Source organism: Acinetobacter sp. ACZLY 512 (assembly GCF_023614015.1).
Lineage (GTDB): Bacteria > Pseudomonadota > Gammaproteobacteria > Pseudomonadales > Moraxellaceae > Acinetobacter > Acinetobacter soli.
Genome location: NZ_JAKIVI010000013.1, coordinates 53,956 through 70,932, shown reverse-complemented (window position 1 = coordinate 70,932; position 16,977 = coordinate 53,956). Strand labels below are relative to the sequence as shown.

Here is a 16,977-nt window from a genome sequence, read left to right as displayed (position 1 = left end):
AACCACTCAAGAGAAAAAACGTGATGCCAATTGATACGTCAAAAATGACATCAAATACGCCAGACCGAACAAATATCCAGTCATCACAGCCACATTTTTCCACGATCCCGTTTCACGACGAACCGTCGCCAATGTAGCCAAGCAATGCGGCGCATAAACAAACCACACCAGCAAAGCAAGCCCGGTTGCAAGCGACCATCCTGAACCATCAGCACTGATCAGACTCGATAGCCCTTGCGTAACCGCATCTTCACTGGTAGCAGACAGTGCATACACTGTGCCGAGTGCGGCCACAACCACTTCACGCGCTGCCATTGCTGGAATCAGTGCAATACAGATTTGCCAGTTAAAGCCAAGCGGCGCAAAAACAGGTTGAATCAAATGTCCCAGCATACCGGCAAAACTATAATCAATTGCCGGAAGCGTTGCGCCTTCTGGCGGCTGCGGAAAGGTACACAAAAACCAAAGCAAAATCGACAAGGCAAAGATAATTCCACCCACACGCTTTAAGAAGATTTTGGCGCGATCCAGTAAACCAATCCCCACACTTTTTAAATCGGGTAAACGGTAACTTGGCAGTTCCATCAATAAAGCATGTTGTGAATTGTCTTTTTGGAAAAACTTCATCACAAACGATACGCATAGCGCACTCAAGATACCCGCCATATATAAGGCGAATAACACCAATCCTTGCAGGTTAAAAATTCCCCACACGGTTTGTGCGGGAATAAAAGCACCAATCAACAAGGCATACACCGGCAAACGCGCCGAACAGGTCATCAGCGGTGCCACCATAATGGTGGTGAAACGGTCGCGTGGATCGGTAATACTACGCGTGGCCATAATGCCAGGAATAGCACAAGCAAAACTTGAAAGGAGTGGAATAAATGCACGCCCACTTAAGCCAGCTTTAAACATGAGTTTATCGAGCAAAAAGGCAGCTCGTGGTAGATAGCCAGATTCTTCAAGCACCAAAATAAAAAAGAACAGGATCAAAATCTGTGGTAAAAACACCACCACGCCGCCGGCACCAGCAATAATTCCATCGACCACTAGACTATGCAGTAAAGGCTGGGAAATGTAGGCACCCACACTTTCCCCCAACCAGCCGAAAAAGCCTTCAATGCTGTCCATAAATGGCGCAGCCCAAGCAAACACGGCCTGAAACACCACAAACATCAGGAGTGCCAAACTGAGCAAACCAAGCACCGGGTGTAAAAAGATTTTATCTAAGAGATCGGAACGCGCATCAGCATCTTCTACAGACTGCACCACGTCATTTAAAATCATTTCAATTTTTTGATGGTGTGTGCCTTTTAGACCCGTCATTTCGGTTTGCGGCACCATAAACTTGTGCTGATCCAGCGCACTCATCAGGTTTTGAATCCCTGAATTACGCACTGCAACCGTTTCAACGACAGGCACTCCCAAACGCTCCGAAAGCTTTTGTGAGTTCACCTGAATACCTCGACGGCGTGCTTCATCCATCATATTCAGCACAACCAATACTGGTCTTTTGAGTTCAAGAATTTCCAGTACTAAACCTAGATGAAGTTTTAAGTTGGTGGCATCGACCACGCACAAAAATGCATCCTGATCGCGCTCTCCTTCAATTTTGCCTAAACACACATCGCGGGTAATGGCTTCATCTGGACTGGTGGCACTTAAGCTATAGGTCCCTGGTAAATCCAGCACGCGCACCGGTTTTTTTGAAGGCAGATCAAAGTGTCCGACTTTACGCTCTACTGTCACACCAGCATAGTTGGCAACCTTCTGGCGCGTACCGGTTAGGTGGTTAAATAAAGAGGTTTTACCGCAGTTAGGATTTCCAACAAGGGCGACACGAAGTGCTTCACTCATGTGCCTGCCCCTTCTTGACTGATTTGAACTCTTGCAGCTTCTTCTTTACGTAAAGCAAAGCGGGTAAAACCCAGTTGCACCAGAATCGGATCGCCACCAAACACGCCTTTTGTCACGATCTGTACTTTTTCACCCGCAACAAATCCTAAGGTTTCAAGGCGGTTTGCGATTGGATCTTGTTGATCCGGACTGCCATCAAGGGTATGATCCACCGCTGTGATGATGGCAGTTTGCTTCACTCTAAGTTCTGATAAACGCACTGCAATTTGATCCTGAAAGCTTTTGCATAGTATACATCCAAATGAGAATAATTAACAAATAAGGAATCGTTACGATTCACATCTGTAAAATTTCATCGACAGCAAACGCTGTTTACACTAATGTATTGTTATCACAGAACATCTGTTGCTTGAATGATCAGTAAAAAGCCCCGCACGCCTGCGCCAATTACAATTCCAAAACCATTTAGTTTTTTGCATGGCTTTAGAGACTATCTGGTGGCACAAAGTGTCAGCCCGCATACCCGTAACGCATATTTAAGCGATTTGATCCAGTGTGCCCAATTGTCTCGCCACGCCCTGCCCGAATGGAGGGCCGATGACATCTCGGATGTTTTGATTGAACTCACCAAACTGGGGAAAAGCCCGCGTTCAATAGCACGCTGTCTCTCGGCACTGCGTCAGTTTTATAAATTTTTACGTGAACAGAAAATTCGAACCGATAATCCTGTGGCGCTGCATAAAAGCCCGAAACTGGGTCGAAGTCTGCCACAAGATTTATCTGAGCAAGATGTCGATGCACTGATTCATGCACCAGATACCTCCACGGCGCTGGGGCTACGCGATCGTGCCATGCTTGAAGTTTTATATGCCTGCGGTTTGCGGGTGTCTGAGCTGCTGAACCTAAAGCTGGAGCTGATTAATTTAAAGCAAGGCTATTTGCGTATTACCGGTAAAGGCAACAAAGAGCGTTTGGTGCCTCTGGGCCAGTTTGCGACTGAATGGGTCGAGCGCTACCTGCGCGAATCACGCCCTGCGCTATATAAAAGCGCGACCGATTATCTCTTTTTAACCCAGCATGGCGGCATTATGAGCCGACAAAATTTTTGGTACGCCATCAAGCGCTATGCATTGCAAGCCAATATTCAGATGGAGCTTTCTCCGCATACATTGCGCCATGCCTTTGCAACACATCTACTCAATCATGGTGCCGACTTGCGTGTGGTGCAGTTACTCTTGGGGCATAGTGATTTATCGACCACACAGATTTATACCCATGTGGCTCAAATCCGTATGCAGCAATTGCATGAACAATACCATCCGCGCGCTTAATCTTGCCAACAGACCAGGTACAAAGACGGATCAGTTACAGAGCGCATCGAATAATTACCATCAGTTGGATTTTTTTTTGATATTCTAAAAGCCTTTAAATAACAATTGAAATGAAAAGGGTTGTTTATGTCATTTACCCGTTCGCACCTTTTTATCGCCTGCGCTTTGGCTGGAAGTTTAGCTGTATCGGCATGTTCCAAGCAGGATGATGCTGCCAAACAAGATACGTTGACTGCAAATACACCGGCAACGGGTGAGGCATCGACCTTAAGTGAACGCAATGCTCAACAACGTCTGATTTCGACTTTGCAAGATCACCTTAAAAGTGCCAACATCAATGCCAAAATTACCGGTGTTCAGTCGACAGAAGTACCCAACCTGTATTGGGTAAGTTTAGATGGCATGCCATCGGTTTATGCCACCAGCGATGGTAAATACATTATTCAAGGCGATGTGATCCGGTTGGGGAATAAGGAGTTGGTGAGTGTAGGTGAAGCCTTACAAGCCAAAGAAAACAAAAAATTATTTGCAACGCTCAAGACACAAGATCTGATTGTGTATCCAGCCAAAAATGGTAAAGCCAAGCATGTGGTCTACGTGTTTACCGATGCAAGCTGTCCTTATTGCCACAAATTGCACGAGCATCTTGATGAAATCAATGCCAAAGGCATAGAGGTCCGTTATATTGCTTGGCCGCGTGGCGACCAGTTCATGCCGACCATGGAAGCAATCTGGTGTAGCGCAGATCGTAAAGCAGCATTTGCGCAAGCCGTTCAGGGCCAACCGGTACAAGCAGCACAGTGCAAAAACCCTGTGCGTGATCAGTATCAACTGGGTCAAAAAATTGGCGTGAACGGTACACCTGCTATTTACAGCGTCGAGGGTGAATACTTAGGCGGTTACTTGACTCCTGAAGAGCTTGATACACGTCTTAATAAGTAATCAAGCCTGCTTATATTTGCAGTGCTACATTGTTCAAACTTAAATCATCTTGACTAAAAAACAATAGCGTTGGCATTTCCTTATGGAAATGCCAACAAACCCTAGAGTCTGACGATTTTTTTAGCTATGATCTAGACCTATTGAATTTTTATGCATGTATGGAGTGTGACGTGAAACCAGTTCGTCTGGCAATACTCGGTCTCGGAACCGTTGGTGGTGGTGCCCTTAAACTATTACAAGAAAACGCTGCTGAAATTAAACGTCGCACCGGTCGTGAAATTCAAATTACCTACGTTGGCACTCGCCGTCCTCGCCCAGATCTTGACCTTAACGGCATTCAGCAAAGTGACGATTTAATGCACATTGTGCGCCAGCCCGATGTAGACGTCGTGGTTGAGGTAATGGGCGGTATCCATCCTGCTTACGAACTTATCATGGAAGCCATCAAGCATGGCAAACAAGTGGTCACAGCCAACAAAGCGCTTCTGGCCGAGCATGGTAACGAACTGTTTAAAGCTGCCGAAGACAATGCTGTTCAGATTGCATATGAAGCGGCAGTGGCTGGCGGCATTCCAATTATTAAAGTGATTCGTGAAGGTTTGGCCGCAAACCGTATTGACTGGTTGGCTGGAATCATTAATGGAACAGGCAACTTTATTTTGACTGAAATGCGCGACAAAGGTCGTGCTTTTGCAGATGTCTTAAAAGAAGCACAAGAACTCGGCTATGCCGAAGCTGATCCAACCTTTGATGTTGAAGGCATCGATGCGGCGCACAAACTGACCATTTTGGCCTCATGTGCTTTTGGTATTCCGCTTCAATTTGACAAAGTGTACACCGAAGGGATCAGCAAGATTACCGCACAAGATGTCAAATATGCAGAAGAACTAGGTTTTAGAATTAAGCACTTGGGTATTGCCCGTCGTGCAGAGCACGGTATTGAACTTCGCGTACACCCGACCCTAATTCCAGAAGAAGAACTGATTGCCAACGTCAATGGCGTTAAAAATGCTGTACTGGTACAGGCGCATGCGGTTGGCCCAACGTTGTACTACGGCGCAGGTGCAGGTGCAGGCCCTACAGCATCTGCTGTGGTTGCCGATATCGTCGATATTGTACGTGATATTTCTTATACTGAAGATGGTGCAGGCACCATCCCACAACTTGCTTTTGAAGCCTTGACCGACCTTCCAATTTTAAAGCGCGAAGAAATGACCACAGGTTATTACTTACGTGTCGATGCTGAAGACCAAACCGGCGTACTGGCAGATATCACCACGATTCTGAGCCGTGCAGGCATCAGTATCGATGCGATTATGCAGCAGTCGCGTTTAAAAGATCTTATCCCGATTGTGATTTTGACTGATCCAGTGGTCGAATCCAAAATGGATGACGCCATTGCAAAAATTCAGGCTTTACCTGCAATTCATGGCGAAATTGTGCGAATTCGTTTAGAATCGCTCGATAGTTAATCAGGTGGAGAGGGTTAACCCTCTCGCCAGCTCTACCTTACTCTTGGAACATAAATCATCATGTCTAATGCCAATCGTTATACCGGTCTCGTGGATCGTTATCGTGACCGTTTGCCAGTTTCTGCAACGACGCGTGCCATTTCTTTAGGTGAAGGAAATACTCCGCTGATTAAACTAGAGAATATTCCACGCATTATTGGCAAAGATGTCGAAATTTATGTGAAATATGAAGGACTGAACCCAACTGGTTCATTTAAAGACCGCGGTATGACCATGGCAGTGACCAAAGCTGCTGAAGAAGGTTCAAAAGCCATTATCTGTGCATCAACAGGTAATACTTCGGCTGCAGCGGCGGCATATGCTGCACGTGCAGGCATGAAAGCATTTGTCTTGATTCCAGAAGGCAAAATTGCAATGGGCAAATTGGCTCAGGCCATGATGTACGGCGCAATCACCATGCAAATTCGTGGTAACTTTGACGACGGTATGCGTTTAGTGAAAGAAGTGGCCGACCAAGCACCGGTCACGATTGTAAACTCAATTAACCCGTACCGTTTACAAGGTCAAAAAACCATTGCCTATGAAATTGTTGAATCATTAGGTCGTGCGCCAGACTACCACTGCTTACCTGTTGGAAATGCAGGAAACATCACCGCACACTGGATGGGTTATACCGAAGCGGTTGCCAACCAGCCAGCTGAGCAGTTCGAGCAAGTGATTTACGATGCTGCAACCGATCAGTTTACGGGCCCTAAACCAGACGGTCTGCCAACGATGGTGGGTTATCAGGCAGCAGGTGCAGCACCATTTATGCGTGGCGCACCGATTGAGCAACCTGAAACGATTGCAACGGCTATTCGTATTGGTAATCCACAAAGCTGGAACCATGCCAAAGCAGCTGTTCGTGATTCAGAAGGTTGGTTCGATGAATTAACAGATGCTGAAATTCTAGAAGCGCAGCGTTTATTGTCGATGTACGAAGGCGTATTTGTTGAGCCTGCATCTGCTGCCTCAATTGGCGGTGCAATGCGCGACATCAAAGCGGGTAAAATTCCTGAAGGTTCTGTGATTGTCTGTACCGTTACAGGCAATGGCTTAAAAGATCCGGATACTGCAATCAAGCAATGTGCAGATGCCGTGATGCTGTCTATCGATGCCACCATGACACAAGTGAAAGACTCTATCTTGTCGAACATGTAAGTTATCAGGCAATAAAAAACCCGTTCTCTGAAACGGGTTTTTTATTGCACTTGTTTGTATATCGTTTTAAATGCGCTTTGGTTGTTGTGCCAGCCAGTTTAAGAGGTTGGTTGCATCGTTGTTACGCGATTGCGTTGAACCTGCACCGAGCAATACCACCACCGCAGGACGCGAGTTAACGGTTGCATGCATTACCACACAACGGCCCGCTTCATTGATATAGCCAGTCTTCGATAAATTAATATTCCAGCCACCATTTCGTACCAACGCGTTGGTATTGTTTGATTTCAATACGCGATAACCCAGATTGAAGTCATAGCTAGGTGTGGTCGAAAACTGACGGATCAAACCATATTGCGAAGCAGCACTGACTAAAATCCCCAAATCACGTGCTGACGAGATATTGTGCGGATCGAGTCCTGAAGATTCAACATAGTGTGTTGAGCTCATGCCCAATTGACGTGCCTTGGCATTCATGGCCGCCACAAATGCTGGACGTCCGCCCGGATAAGTACGTGCCAGTGCAGCAGCAGCAGGGTTTTCAGATTTCATTAAAGCAAACAGTAATACTTCGGCACGGTTCATCTTGTCGCCTACGCGCAAGGTTGAACTCGAATTTTTCCCACCTGCCCCGGCAAAATCAATCGATTCCAAGGTGATTTCTTGGGACATATCCAAGCGCGCATCTGCGGTTACCACAGCGGTCATCAGCTTGGTAATTGATGCAATCGGCATCGATGCATTGGTATTTTTACTAAACAAGACTTCGCCTGTTTGTGCATCCATCACCAAAGCCGCACGAGCGCTGACAGCAGGTTGCGCGCCATAACCACCAGTATCACGAATTGCCGATGGCGCAGCAGGTGCAGGCGTAAGCGTGGTGGTCGTGGTACTGCGTAATGTGGTTGTGACAGACGTCGACCCCTGAGGACTGGCAGCAGCCTCAAGCGAACGGTCTGAATTTAATAATTGATTTGCGTCATCCGATGACCAGCTTAAAGATGCAGCACCAGCAGCATTCCCCGGAGATGGATTCACAATGAGTTCTGCAAAGCTTGTTGAACTCAAAGCTAGCAAAATCGACATGCCCAAAGCATGTTTCAGAGTTTTTTTGGCATATTTCACGGTAAATTACTCAACTCAGGGTGAACACAAATTTGCTTATTACCTGCATTATGCCTTACATTTGGACATACAGCATGACGGTAATGTCAGACATGTTTGCGTACAACTATTCTCTCAACTTATGTGAATAGAATTGCTAATTTTGTCATTACAATGCAAGTGAATTTTGCTTTATGTAACAAAAAACCATCTTTGTAATTTCAGGAGGCCTGTGTGATCACTGTTTTAGTCGTTGATGACCATGAATTGGTACGTACGGGCATTTGTCGTATGCTTGAGGATCAAGCCGATGTCGATGTGATTGGACAAGCAGAATCAGGTGAAGACGCAATCAATATCGTGCGTCAGAAGCATCCTCAGGTGGTCTTGCTGGATGTGAATATGCCTGGAATTGGGGGCGTCGAAACCACACGTCGTCTGTTGCAATCTGCACCTGAGACCAAAGTGATAGCGGTCAGCGGTTTGGCGGAAGAGCCTTATCCATCTTTATTGCTCAAAGCTGGGGCAAAAGGCTATATCACCAAAGGTGCCCCAATTGCCGAAATGGTGCGTGCCATCAATAAAGTCATGCAAGGCGGTAAATATTTTAGTGCCGACATTGCAGAGCAACTGGCCAGCTCTTATCTGTCTGATACCCAGCAATCGCCATTTGATGTTTTATCTGAACGTGAAATGCAAGTCGCCATGATGGTCGTGAACTGTATCAGTGCGCAGGAAATCGCGGATAAACTGTTTGTTAGTGTCAAAACCGTCAACACCTATCGTTATCGCATCTTTGAAAAGCTCGCCATCGACAGTGATGTCAAACTTACCCATCTGGCCATTCGTTATGGGCTGATAAAACCTTAGTCTTCTATTTCCTGATTGTTCTATGCCGGCGCCTGCTCTGTCTACCCAGCTGTCGTATACGATTTATCGTTTAGGCGCTTGGTATGGTGCCTATCGTGTCATTATTGGCTTAAGCCTGATTCTGATCTTTTACACCACAGGTCAGGGTCACAGCTCAGACTATTTACATCCCGAACTTTACGTTTTTACACTGGTGATTTACACCTTGCTCAGCTTTATGCAAGGTGGCGTATTTAAATTCTCTACACGATGGATTGCCTCACAGCTCACCTTGCTGTTTATTGTCGACATTGTGGTACTGAGTTTACTCACCTACGCCGTGGGGAGCCCAAGTCTGCACTTGAGCATGCTGTACGTGGTGACGGTCTTTTCGGCGGCGATTTTGCTGCAAGCACGAATGTCACTGACCGTTACACTTCTCGCGGTCATTGTGGTGATCTATCAGCAAGTGGTGTTGGTCCTGTTTGACAAAGACCATCTCAGCTCGATCAGCAACAGTATTTTGCTGGCTTTTTTATTTTTTGTGGTTTACGGAATTGGGCAAATCGCGGTGCGACGTTTTCAGTTACTTGAGAACATTGCCAATCATCAATCTGACGTACTCAATCAACTCCAAAATATCAATCGTTATATTCTAGATCAGGCCAAAGAGGGTTATCTGGTACTCGACGAAAGTTATCATGTTGTGGTGTGTAATCCCGCAGCGTCGAGTTTTTTAGGCATACAGCCGCTTTTTGCGCATGAACAATTGCCATTGGTGAATCTTCAGCCAGACTTAGTTGAAGTGCTCAGATCGACCTCGCTGCAAGATGGTGAAACATTCAATTTTGAATCACAGTTTTCGACTTATCGTCTTCATGTGCGTATTCAGCGTTTACGGGTTCCGCAACAATCCTTAATCTTGTTGATCTTGCAAGACGCTCAAAGAATGAATCAACGTGTTCAGCAGTTAAAACTTGCCGCATTGGGGCAACTCTCGGCCAGTATTGCCCACGAAATTCGCAATCCTTTGGCTGCAATTGTCCAAGCCAATGAATTACTGTCCGATAGTGAACTGCATCAGCAGCAGCAATTGCAGAACATGATCAGAAAACAAACCAAACGGATCAATGGCATTATTGAAGATACGCTCGGGATGGCGCGTAATCAGACCACCACCCCAATCACCATCCAGCTCAATCCGTTTTTAAAGAGTTTACTGCACGAAGACTTAAATGATGTACAGCAGAAATTAGAACTTCAGCTCCCAGCACACGATGTATCGATTGTGTTTGATCCATCTCAACTCCGGCAAGTGCTGGTCAATCTGATTCGAAATGCACTTCGTCACAATGCACCAGAAGCACCCGCAGTACAGATTGTGGTGCAGTTGGCATCGACTTCGATCTGGATTGATATTGTCGATTTTGGTGAGGGCGTAACAAAACGTAATCTTTCGCAACTGTTTAAACCGTTTTTTAGTACCGAAATTCAGGGAACTGGTTTAGGATTGTATTTATCACAGAGTCTTTGCGAGGCCAATCATGCCAAGCTGACCTATGTTGAACAAGATAAAGGGGCATGCTTTAGAATCCACTGCCCAATAAATTAAAATATATAAATTAGGTTTTGTGGGGTTATGACCATTCTTCAACCACGTGTATTACTGATCGATGACGAAGAAGATCTTTGCTCATTGATGCAAATTAGCCTGTCGCGCATGGGCATCCATACAGATTGTGCCTACAATGTAGAGCAGGCCAAACAATTGCTTGCGACACACGAATACAACGCCTGTCTGACCGACCTCAATCTACCCGATGGTCATGGACTAGATTTGATTGATCATGTGAATGAACATTTTCCGTATATTCCGATTGCTGTGATCACAGCCTATGGCAACATGGAAATTGCCATTTCAGCGCTCAAAGCGGGTGCGTTTGATTTTGTCAGTAAACCGATCAATCCGCAGCATCTGAAACAACTGATACAGACCGCACTTAACGGCAGCCAGATGCATCCCGACAATGATAGGGAAACTCTTGAACACCAGCTCTTGATTGGGCAATCTGAACCCATTGAAGCACTTCGGATTGCGCTACGAAAAATCTCGCGCTCACAGGCGCCGGTCTTTATTACCGGTGAATCCGGAACAGGTAAAGAAGTGGTGGCCAATCTGGTTCATCGCTTAAGTAATCGTAATGAAGGCCCTTTTATTGCGATTAACTGTGGTGCAATTCCAGCTGAACTGATGGAAAGTGAATTATTTGGGCATAAAAAAGGCAGTTTTACCGGTGCCACACAAGACAAGCAAGGGTTGATACAAGCGGCTCAAGGCGGCAGTCTGTTTCTCGATGAAGTGGCAGAATTACCGCTGAGCATGCAGGTCAAATTCTTACGCGCTATTCAGGAAAAGAAAATTCGCCCCCTCGGATCTGAGCACGAAATCGATGTGGATTTTCGTGTGATCAGTGCCAGTCATCAACAGCTTGAACAACTGGTTCAACAGGGCAAATTTCGCCAAGATTTGTTTTTTCGTATTCATGTCATGGACATTACCCTGCCACCGCTGCGAGAGCGTGGAGACGATATTTTGATTTTAGCACGACATTTTATTGGGCATGTCTGTCGTGACTGGATCATCCCGATCAAACAACTGACCGCAGCAGCTGAAGAATTTTTACTGCATTATCCGTTTCCGGGGAATGTACGTGAATTACGTAACATGATCGAACGTGCCATAACTTTAAGTGAAACTGCATTTATCGACGTGCAACACTTAAATGGCTCCTCCCTACGCGACTATACTTCCGCAGTAACTGAAGCAACCGATTATCTTAAAATTCCACGTGTGATCGCACAGCAGCCTGAAAGTAAAACCAAGCTTCCTCACGAAGGGCTCGAGCAATATCTTGAAAAAATTGAAAAAGAGATATTATTAAATGCTTTGAATTGTAGTCACTGGAATCGAACCTTGGCCGCAAAAAAACTCGGCATGAGCTTTCGCTCACTTCGCTATCGCTTGAAGAAATTTGGTCTTGATACTGAAGAAAGTTAGTTTAAAGCTTCGCCTGCTTCAGCAGCATTTCGGAGACATTCTCTAGATAGATCTCATCTTTCATATCTGCCGGTAAGGGATAGACCTGATTGGGCTGAATGCCCTTACCTTCAATCATATTGTCTTTGGGTGTGTAGTAGTGAGACACTGTCATTTGCAGCGCCGCTCCATCTGGCAATGGAAAGAGTTTCTGTACGACGCCTTTACCATAGCTTTTTTCTCCAATCACCCATGCACGCTGGTGCTCTTTCATGGCTGCCGTAAAGACTTCAGCCGCCGAAGCAGAACGATGATTGATTAAGATGCCCAGTTTCAATCGCTGAAATTCATTACTTGGCAAAGCCTGAAATTGCTGATTACCTTCAGAACGGCTCTTCGTCGAGACAATCACGCCCTGATTTAAAAATAAATCAGCCGATTCAACCGCCGCAGACAATAAACCGCCAGGGTTGTTACGCAGGTCGATCAGTACGGCTTTCAAACGCGGTGAACCATATTCTTCAATTAAGCGTTTAATTTCGTTGGCTGTATCTTGCTGAAATACCCGAACTTTAAGCACCAAAACCTGATTATGTAGCAATACGGGCTGTACATCGGCTTCGATTTTTTTATTACGAATCAGGGTCTGGGCCACGGCCATCGTGCTGGTTTGCATTTGCAGCGGCGTTCCAATCGAACCGTAAAGCAGGCCATGAACCTGTTCATGATTGAGGCCTTGCAAATCTTGTCCATCAATTTTTGTTACGATTTGGTCATTTCGAAGACCAAGTTTATAAGAGTCTGCGCCCTCTTTCAGATCACGGATCACCCATTGGTGGGCACGTGGTTCATACACCAAGGCAAAATCTACCGAGGCCAAATCACCTTCGGTATATTGAACCAATTGTTTGTATTCTTCAGGCGAGAGATAACGTGAATATCGGTCTAAACCGCCCACCAAACCTTTGATGGCCTGCTGAAACAGCACTTCATCTGGCTTGGATTCGACATAGTTGTCTTTGACCAAATTATAAATTTGTACAAATTGCTGTATCGATTCGACCGGCACTTCGACTGATCGAATCGCTTGACCATCTTCACCCACCTGCGCTGTGGCAGGTGCGGCACTCAACACCAAGGGACTGCAACACATCAACCAACCTGTCAGTAAAACACGAAAATTGAAGCGCTGAGTCATACAGAGTGTCCTTTATGAGTGAATCTGAATAAGATTACGGCCTTGCATTTCTGCTGGAACAGGAAGCTGCATCAAGTGCAGTAATGTTGGCGCCACATCTGCAAGTACACCGCCATTGGCAATCTCCGCAGACTGAGGCCCCACATAAATAAATGGCACCAATTCAGTGGTGTGCTGGGTATGTACCTGACCACTTTCGTAATCCTGCATTTGCTCTACATTACCATGGTCAGCGGTAATAATCATGTGCCCATGTTTGGCCATAACAGCAGCATAGACTTTGCCCAAGCAGGTATCCACCGCTTCTACGGCTTTTACTGCGGCATCAAAGACACCGGTATGCCCGACCATATCACCATTGGCATAGTTCACCACCAACAGGTCGAACTCTCCAGACTCAATAGCCGCAACCAATTGCTCGGTTACTTCATAGGCACTCATTTCAGGCTTGAGGTCATAGGTCGCCACATTCGGTGATGGAATCAAGATCCGTTTTTCACCTGCATATTCGTCTTCACGACCACCACTAAAGAAAAAGGTGACATGGGCATATTTTTCGGTTTCAGCAATGCGCAGCTGGGTTTTGCCGAGATTGGACAAGTATTCGCCCAGTGAATTGTGCAAAGCCTCAGGCATATATGCCACAGGCGCATCAATTGTTGCTTGATAACGAGTCAACATGACAAATTTTGCCAGTTGCGGCACCACCTGACGCTCAAAGCCAGTAAATTCTTTTTCAACAAATGCACGGGTCAGCTCACGCGCACGATCGGCACGAAAGTTCATAAACACAACGCTGTCGCCATCTTGAATCGGCGCAGCGGCACCAACACGCGTGGCTTTTACGAATTCATCACTTTCATCGGCGGCATAGGCTTGTGCCAAACCCTCGACTGCTGTATCGACGACACGCACCGCTTCGCCTTCAGTCAATAACCGATACGCTTGTTCTACGCGGTCCCAACGGTTATCACGGTCCATGGCAAAATAACGACCAATCAGCGTCGCAATTCGGCCCTGACCAGCATATTGTTCAAAGAGTGCATCGAGTTTTTCTAACGATGGCTGGGCACTTTTTGGCGGTGTGTCACGACCATCTAAAAAGGCATGTAAATACACCTTCGCGCCGCGCTTGAGTGCAAGCTCACACATCGCCACAATGTGGTCTTCATGTGAGTGAACCCCTCCTTCGGAGAGCAGGCCCATGATGTGCACAGCTCCCTGCGCTGCTTTGGCTTTTTCAACCGCATCGATAAGTACGTCATGCTCGAAAAAGCCACCGTCACGGATGTCTTTGGTAATGCGGGTAAAATCTTGATACAACACGCGACCTGCACCTAGGTTCATGTGTCCTACTTCCGAATTGCCCATCTGACCGTCTGGTAAGCCTACATCTTCACCGGAGCCGGAAATCAGACTATGCGGATGCTGCTGTTTCATCATACTCAGATTCGGTGTTTTCGCTGCTAAAAAAGCATTGTCTTTCACCGCTTCACGATGCCCAATCCCATCCATAATCACTAACACGTGAGGGATTTTTCCAACAGTTACATCCGTCATAATTTACACTCGTTATGTCTATAATTTTGTCGCAATATTTTAGCGAATTTTTAAGCCAGACTCTATGCCTGAGTCAGGGCTTTATATCCTGTCGATCATACACTCAATTGATGTAGCCGATCCTACTTCACCCGATAGAGTAAATAGCTGCCCGCGGCACATAGCAATACAATCGGGCCAAGTACAAACCACGCCGGTGATGGCGTATAGACCAGACTGGCATAACCTAAAAAGTCTTGCAAATAGTAAAAACCAAGACCAATAAATAAGGCGATAACCAGACGAAAGCCCATCGATTGCTGGCGCAGTGGTCCAAAAATAAATGAACACGCAATCAATACCAATGTAATCAGCGAAAATGGCGATGCGACTTTTTTCCAAAATGCCAACTGATAGGTTTTTGGTACTTGGCTGTATTCACGCATATAGCTCATGAAGCTCACCAACTGGCTAAATGACAAATCTTCAGGGTCAATGGTGACCATGTGTACATATTTAGGTTGTAGCGCTAAAGAGAATGGCTGATGTGCCGCGACTGTTTTGACCGCATCCCCTTCCGGTTGCAACTGGATCTGCTGTGTACCGCCAAGCGTCCATTGCCCATCTTTGACAAACTGTCCTTGATCGGCATTGGTGATAGATTTCAAACGGTAATCCTGATCAAAATCGACCACCTGAATGCGCTTAAGCTGACCTTGTGAATTGGCATAGTCGACATAAATAAAGCGCTGACCTTCTCTAGACCAGTAACCGCGTACCTCGCCAAGTGCCGCGACCGACTGATGGCTCTTAATGCTGTTGGCACGTTCGTTGGTATAAGGAACAACCCACTCACTTAAAACAAATGACAACACCACCAATAGCAAGGCGGAACGTATCACCCAGCCCACAATGCGCCATAAGCTAATACCGACCGAACGCATGACAATCAGCTCACTGTTGGATGCCAGTGTACCGAGACCCAGTACCGAACCAATCAGCGCGGAAACTGGTAAAATTTGATACAGATAACGCGGTGCGCCCCACAACACGTACAAAAATGCCTGCCACGCGTTGTAACCTTCTTTTAAATTGGACAATTCACCTAAATAAGTAAACAGCACCTGCAAAATCACCAAAACAATCGTGGTACCCAGCATTGCCAGCGCCGTGGTTTTGGTCACATGCTGTGCAACTATTCGACGTGCTAACATTATGCCCTCACTCGCTTGATCTGTTTCTTAATTTTTGGTGCCAGTTTTTGTTTGCGTGCAAATAGTGCTGCCGCAGCGCCATAAATCACCAGTGCGGCCGGGTAAGCCCAGACACCCAATTCATCTTTGCTGATTCGAGTACGAATCGCGATCATTAAAACAATCAAACTCGCAAAAATAAAGATGGCAGGAATCAGACGGTAGTAGCGCCCTTGGCGTGGACTCACTTCACACAGCGCCACCGCCATCATTAGGGCAATCACGATGGTAAATGGTCCAAAGATTCGCCAGCCCATTTCACTGGCAATGACGGGATCATTCCACTTATTCCAGATTTTTGTGGTCGGCAGTGCTTCAACTTTATCGGTTTCAAAAGTCGCAGACTTGTCGTTTTCCAAGCGTAATCGGTAGCGTTGAAATTCGGCTTGTGAATATTTTGGCTGCCCTGCATGAATCTCGTATCGGCGACCTTGAATGAGGTCTACAACGTTTGCGGTATCATCGTCGAGCACCACACGCGTCGCTTCTTTGGCCAGAATCATGACATCTGGCTTACCTTCTTTTTGCGCACGCTGATAAAAGAAAATATCTTTCAGATTTTTACGATCTTCAGATAAATCGCCAGCGTAGATGGTATAGGGCCCAGATGAAATGAATTCTTTGGGTCGAACCAAATCAAATCCAGTACGTACCGCCTGACTGCTCGAGAGCTGATCAAACTGACGTAAGCCCCACGGCGTCATCCACAGCATCAAAATGCCCTGAAAAATTAAATAAACCAGCGCAAGCGGCACCAAGAGATGTCCTAGGTGAATCCGGCTGATGCCACTACTGTTGAGTACGGCCATTTCATGATCGACGTATAAACGGCCAAACACCAGCATCAAGCCGATAAAAAAGCCTAAAGGCAAGATCAAGGTCAAAAATTCAGGCATACGGTAGCCAATAATGCTAAACAGTACCCCTACATCCAAACGACCCTGAGCAGCAACACCAAAGTACTTGATTAATCGACCGCCCATCATGATCAAGGTCAATAAGGCAATCACCACCAAGGACGTCGATACCACTTGTTTGACGAGATAACGCCGAATAATCAAATTAGTGCTTCCAAAAAGGCAATTCAAACTTCTGCTAGTTTACCCGAATGATAAAAATATAAAACCTATCCGTGTGTTGCACATTGAAACTGGCTTAAAGAAAATGTTTCAATGTCAGAAGTTAATCAATG

The 16,977-nt window shown here is 46.1% G+C and carries 14 protein-coding genes; 7 read left to right on the top strand and 7 right to left on the bottom strand.

The genetic code is table 11. The annotated features are described in order from the left end of the window. Nucleotides 1–6: 6 nt before the first annotated feature. Together feoB and L2096_RS13585 are read right to left on the bottom strand one after the other, a co-directional pair. Entirely contained in the window at nucleotides 7–1,860 is a 1,854-nt protein-coding gene (gene feoB / locus L2096_RS13590; RefSeq protein ID WP_250365637.1) for a ferrous iron transporter B, read from the bottom strand. Continuing rightward, a complete protein-coding gene (locus L2096_RS13585) occupies nucleotides 1,857–2,120 on the bottom strand; it encodes a FeoA family protein (RefSeq protein WP_004932278.1) in 264 nt (87 codons plus the stop codon). Before L2096_RS13585 ends, feoB begins: the two co-directional genes overlap by 4 nt. A gap of 153 nt (nucleotides 2,121–2,273) precedes the next feature. Here L2096_RS13585 and xerD point away from each other — a divergent pair, with 153 nt between their 5' ends. The 4 genes from xerD (at nucleotide 2,274) to thrC (ending at nucleotide 6,805) form a co-directional block, all read left to right on the top strand. Beyond that, nucleotides 2,274–3,191, top strand: coding sequence for a site-specific tyrosine recombinase XerD (gene xerD / locus L2096_RS13580; protein WP_250365636.1), 918 nt, complete (start codon nucleotides 2,274–2,276; stop codon nucleotides 3,189–3,191). A gap of 126 nt (nucleotides 3,192–3,317) precedes the next feature. Then, complete coding sequence (locus L2096_RS13575) at nucleotides 3,318–4,133, top strand: DsbC family protein (protein WP_004932272.1); 816 nt, start codon at nucleotides 3,318–3,320, stop codon at nucleotides 4,131–4,133. 170 nt (nucleotides 4,134–4,303) lie between these two features. Further along, nucleotides 4,304–5,605, top strand: coding sequence for a homoserine dehydrogenase (locus L2096_RS13570; protein ID WP_004932270.1), 1,302 nt, complete (start codon nucleotides 4,304–4,306; stop codon nucleotides 5,603–5,605). A gap of 60 nt (nucleotides 5,606–5,665) precedes the next feature. Continuing rightward, a complete protein-coding gene (gene thrC, locus L2096_RS13565) occupies nucleotides 5,666–6,805 on the top strand; it encodes a threonine synthase (protein ID WP_004944129.1) in 1,140 nt (379 codons plus the stop codon). A gap of 66 nt (nucleotides 6,806–6,871) precedes the next feature. On the opposite strand, the gene pbpG is transcribed toward thrC, so the two are convergent. Further along, nucleotides 6,872–7,930 carry a D-alanyl-D-alanine endopeptidase PBP7/8 gene (gene pbpG / locus L2096_RS13560; protein WP_004932264.1) on the bottom strand — a complete coding sequence of 353 codons (1,059 nt, stop codon included), beginning with the start codon at nucleotides 7,928–7,930 and terminating at the stop codon, nucleotides 6,872–6,874. Between the two features lie 213 nt (nucleotides 7,931–8,143). Between pbpG and gacA the strand changes: the two genes are divergently transcribed. The 3 genes from gacA to L2096_RS13545 are packed head-to-tail and all read left to right on the top strand — an operon-like array spanning nucleotide 8,144 to nucleotide 11,816. Next, on the top strand, nucleotides 8,144–8,779 hold the full coding sequence (gene gacA / locus L2096_RS13555; protein WP_004932261.1) for a response regulator transcription factor GacA: 636 nt from the start codon (nucleotides 8,144–8,146) through the stop codon (nucleotides 8,777–8,779). Between the two features lie 22 nt (nucleotides 8,780–8,801). Further along, nucleotides 8,802–10,370 carry a sensor histidine kinase gene (locus L2096_RS13550; RefSeq protein WP_250365635.1) on the top strand — a complete coding sequence of 523 codons (1,569 nt, stop codon included), beginning with the start codon at nucleotides 8,802–8,804 and terminating at the stop codon, nucleotides 10,368–10,370. Between the two features lie 27 nt (nucleotides 10,371–10,397). Then, nucleotides 10,398–11,816 carry a sigma-54-dependent transcriptional regulator gene (locus L2096_RS13545; protein ID WP_250365634.1) on the top strand — a complete coding sequence of 473 codons (1,419 nt, stop codon included), beginning with the start codon at nucleotides 10,398–10,400 and terminating at the stop codon, nucleotides 11,814–11,816. 1 nt (nucleotide 11,817) lies between these two features. Here L2096_RS13545 and L2096_RS13540 read toward each other — a convergent pair whose 3' ends face one another. The 4 genes from L2096_RS13540 to lptF form a co-directional block, all read right to left on the bottom strand. Beyond that, nucleotides 11,818–12,993, bottom strand: a complete 1,176-nt coding sequence (locus L2096_RS13540) for a S41 family peptidase (RefSeq protein WP_048766003.1) — start codon at nucleotides 12,991–12,993, stop codon at nucleotides 11,818–11,820. A 12-nt stretch (nucleotides 12,994–13,005) separates the two neighbouring features. Continuing rightward, on the bottom strand, nucleotides 13,006–14,553 hold the full coding sequence (gpmI, locus tag L2096_RS13535; protein ID WP_004932249.1) for a 2,3-bisphosphoglycerate-independent phosphoglycerate mutase: 1,548 nt from the start codon (nucleotides 14,551–14,553) through the stop codon (nucleotides 13,006–13,008). 122 nt (nucleotides 14,554–14,675) lie between these two features. After that, nucleotides 14,676–15,746 (bottom strand): LPS export ABC transporter permease LptG, encoded by a 1,071-nt coding sequence (gene lptG, locus L2096_RS13530; protein ID WP_250365633.1) that lies wholly within the window; start codon nucleotides 15,744–15,746, stop codon nucleotides 14,676–14,678. Next, a complete protein-coding gene (lptF, locus tag L2096_RS13525) occupies nucleotides 15,746–16,846 on the bottom strand; it encodes an LPS export ABC transporter permease LptF (RefSeq protein ID WP_250365632.1) in 1,101 nt (366 codons plus the stop codon). Before lptF ends, lptG begins: the two co-directional genes overlap by 1 nt. Between the last annotated feature and the right edge of the window lie 131 nt (nucleotides 16,847–16,977).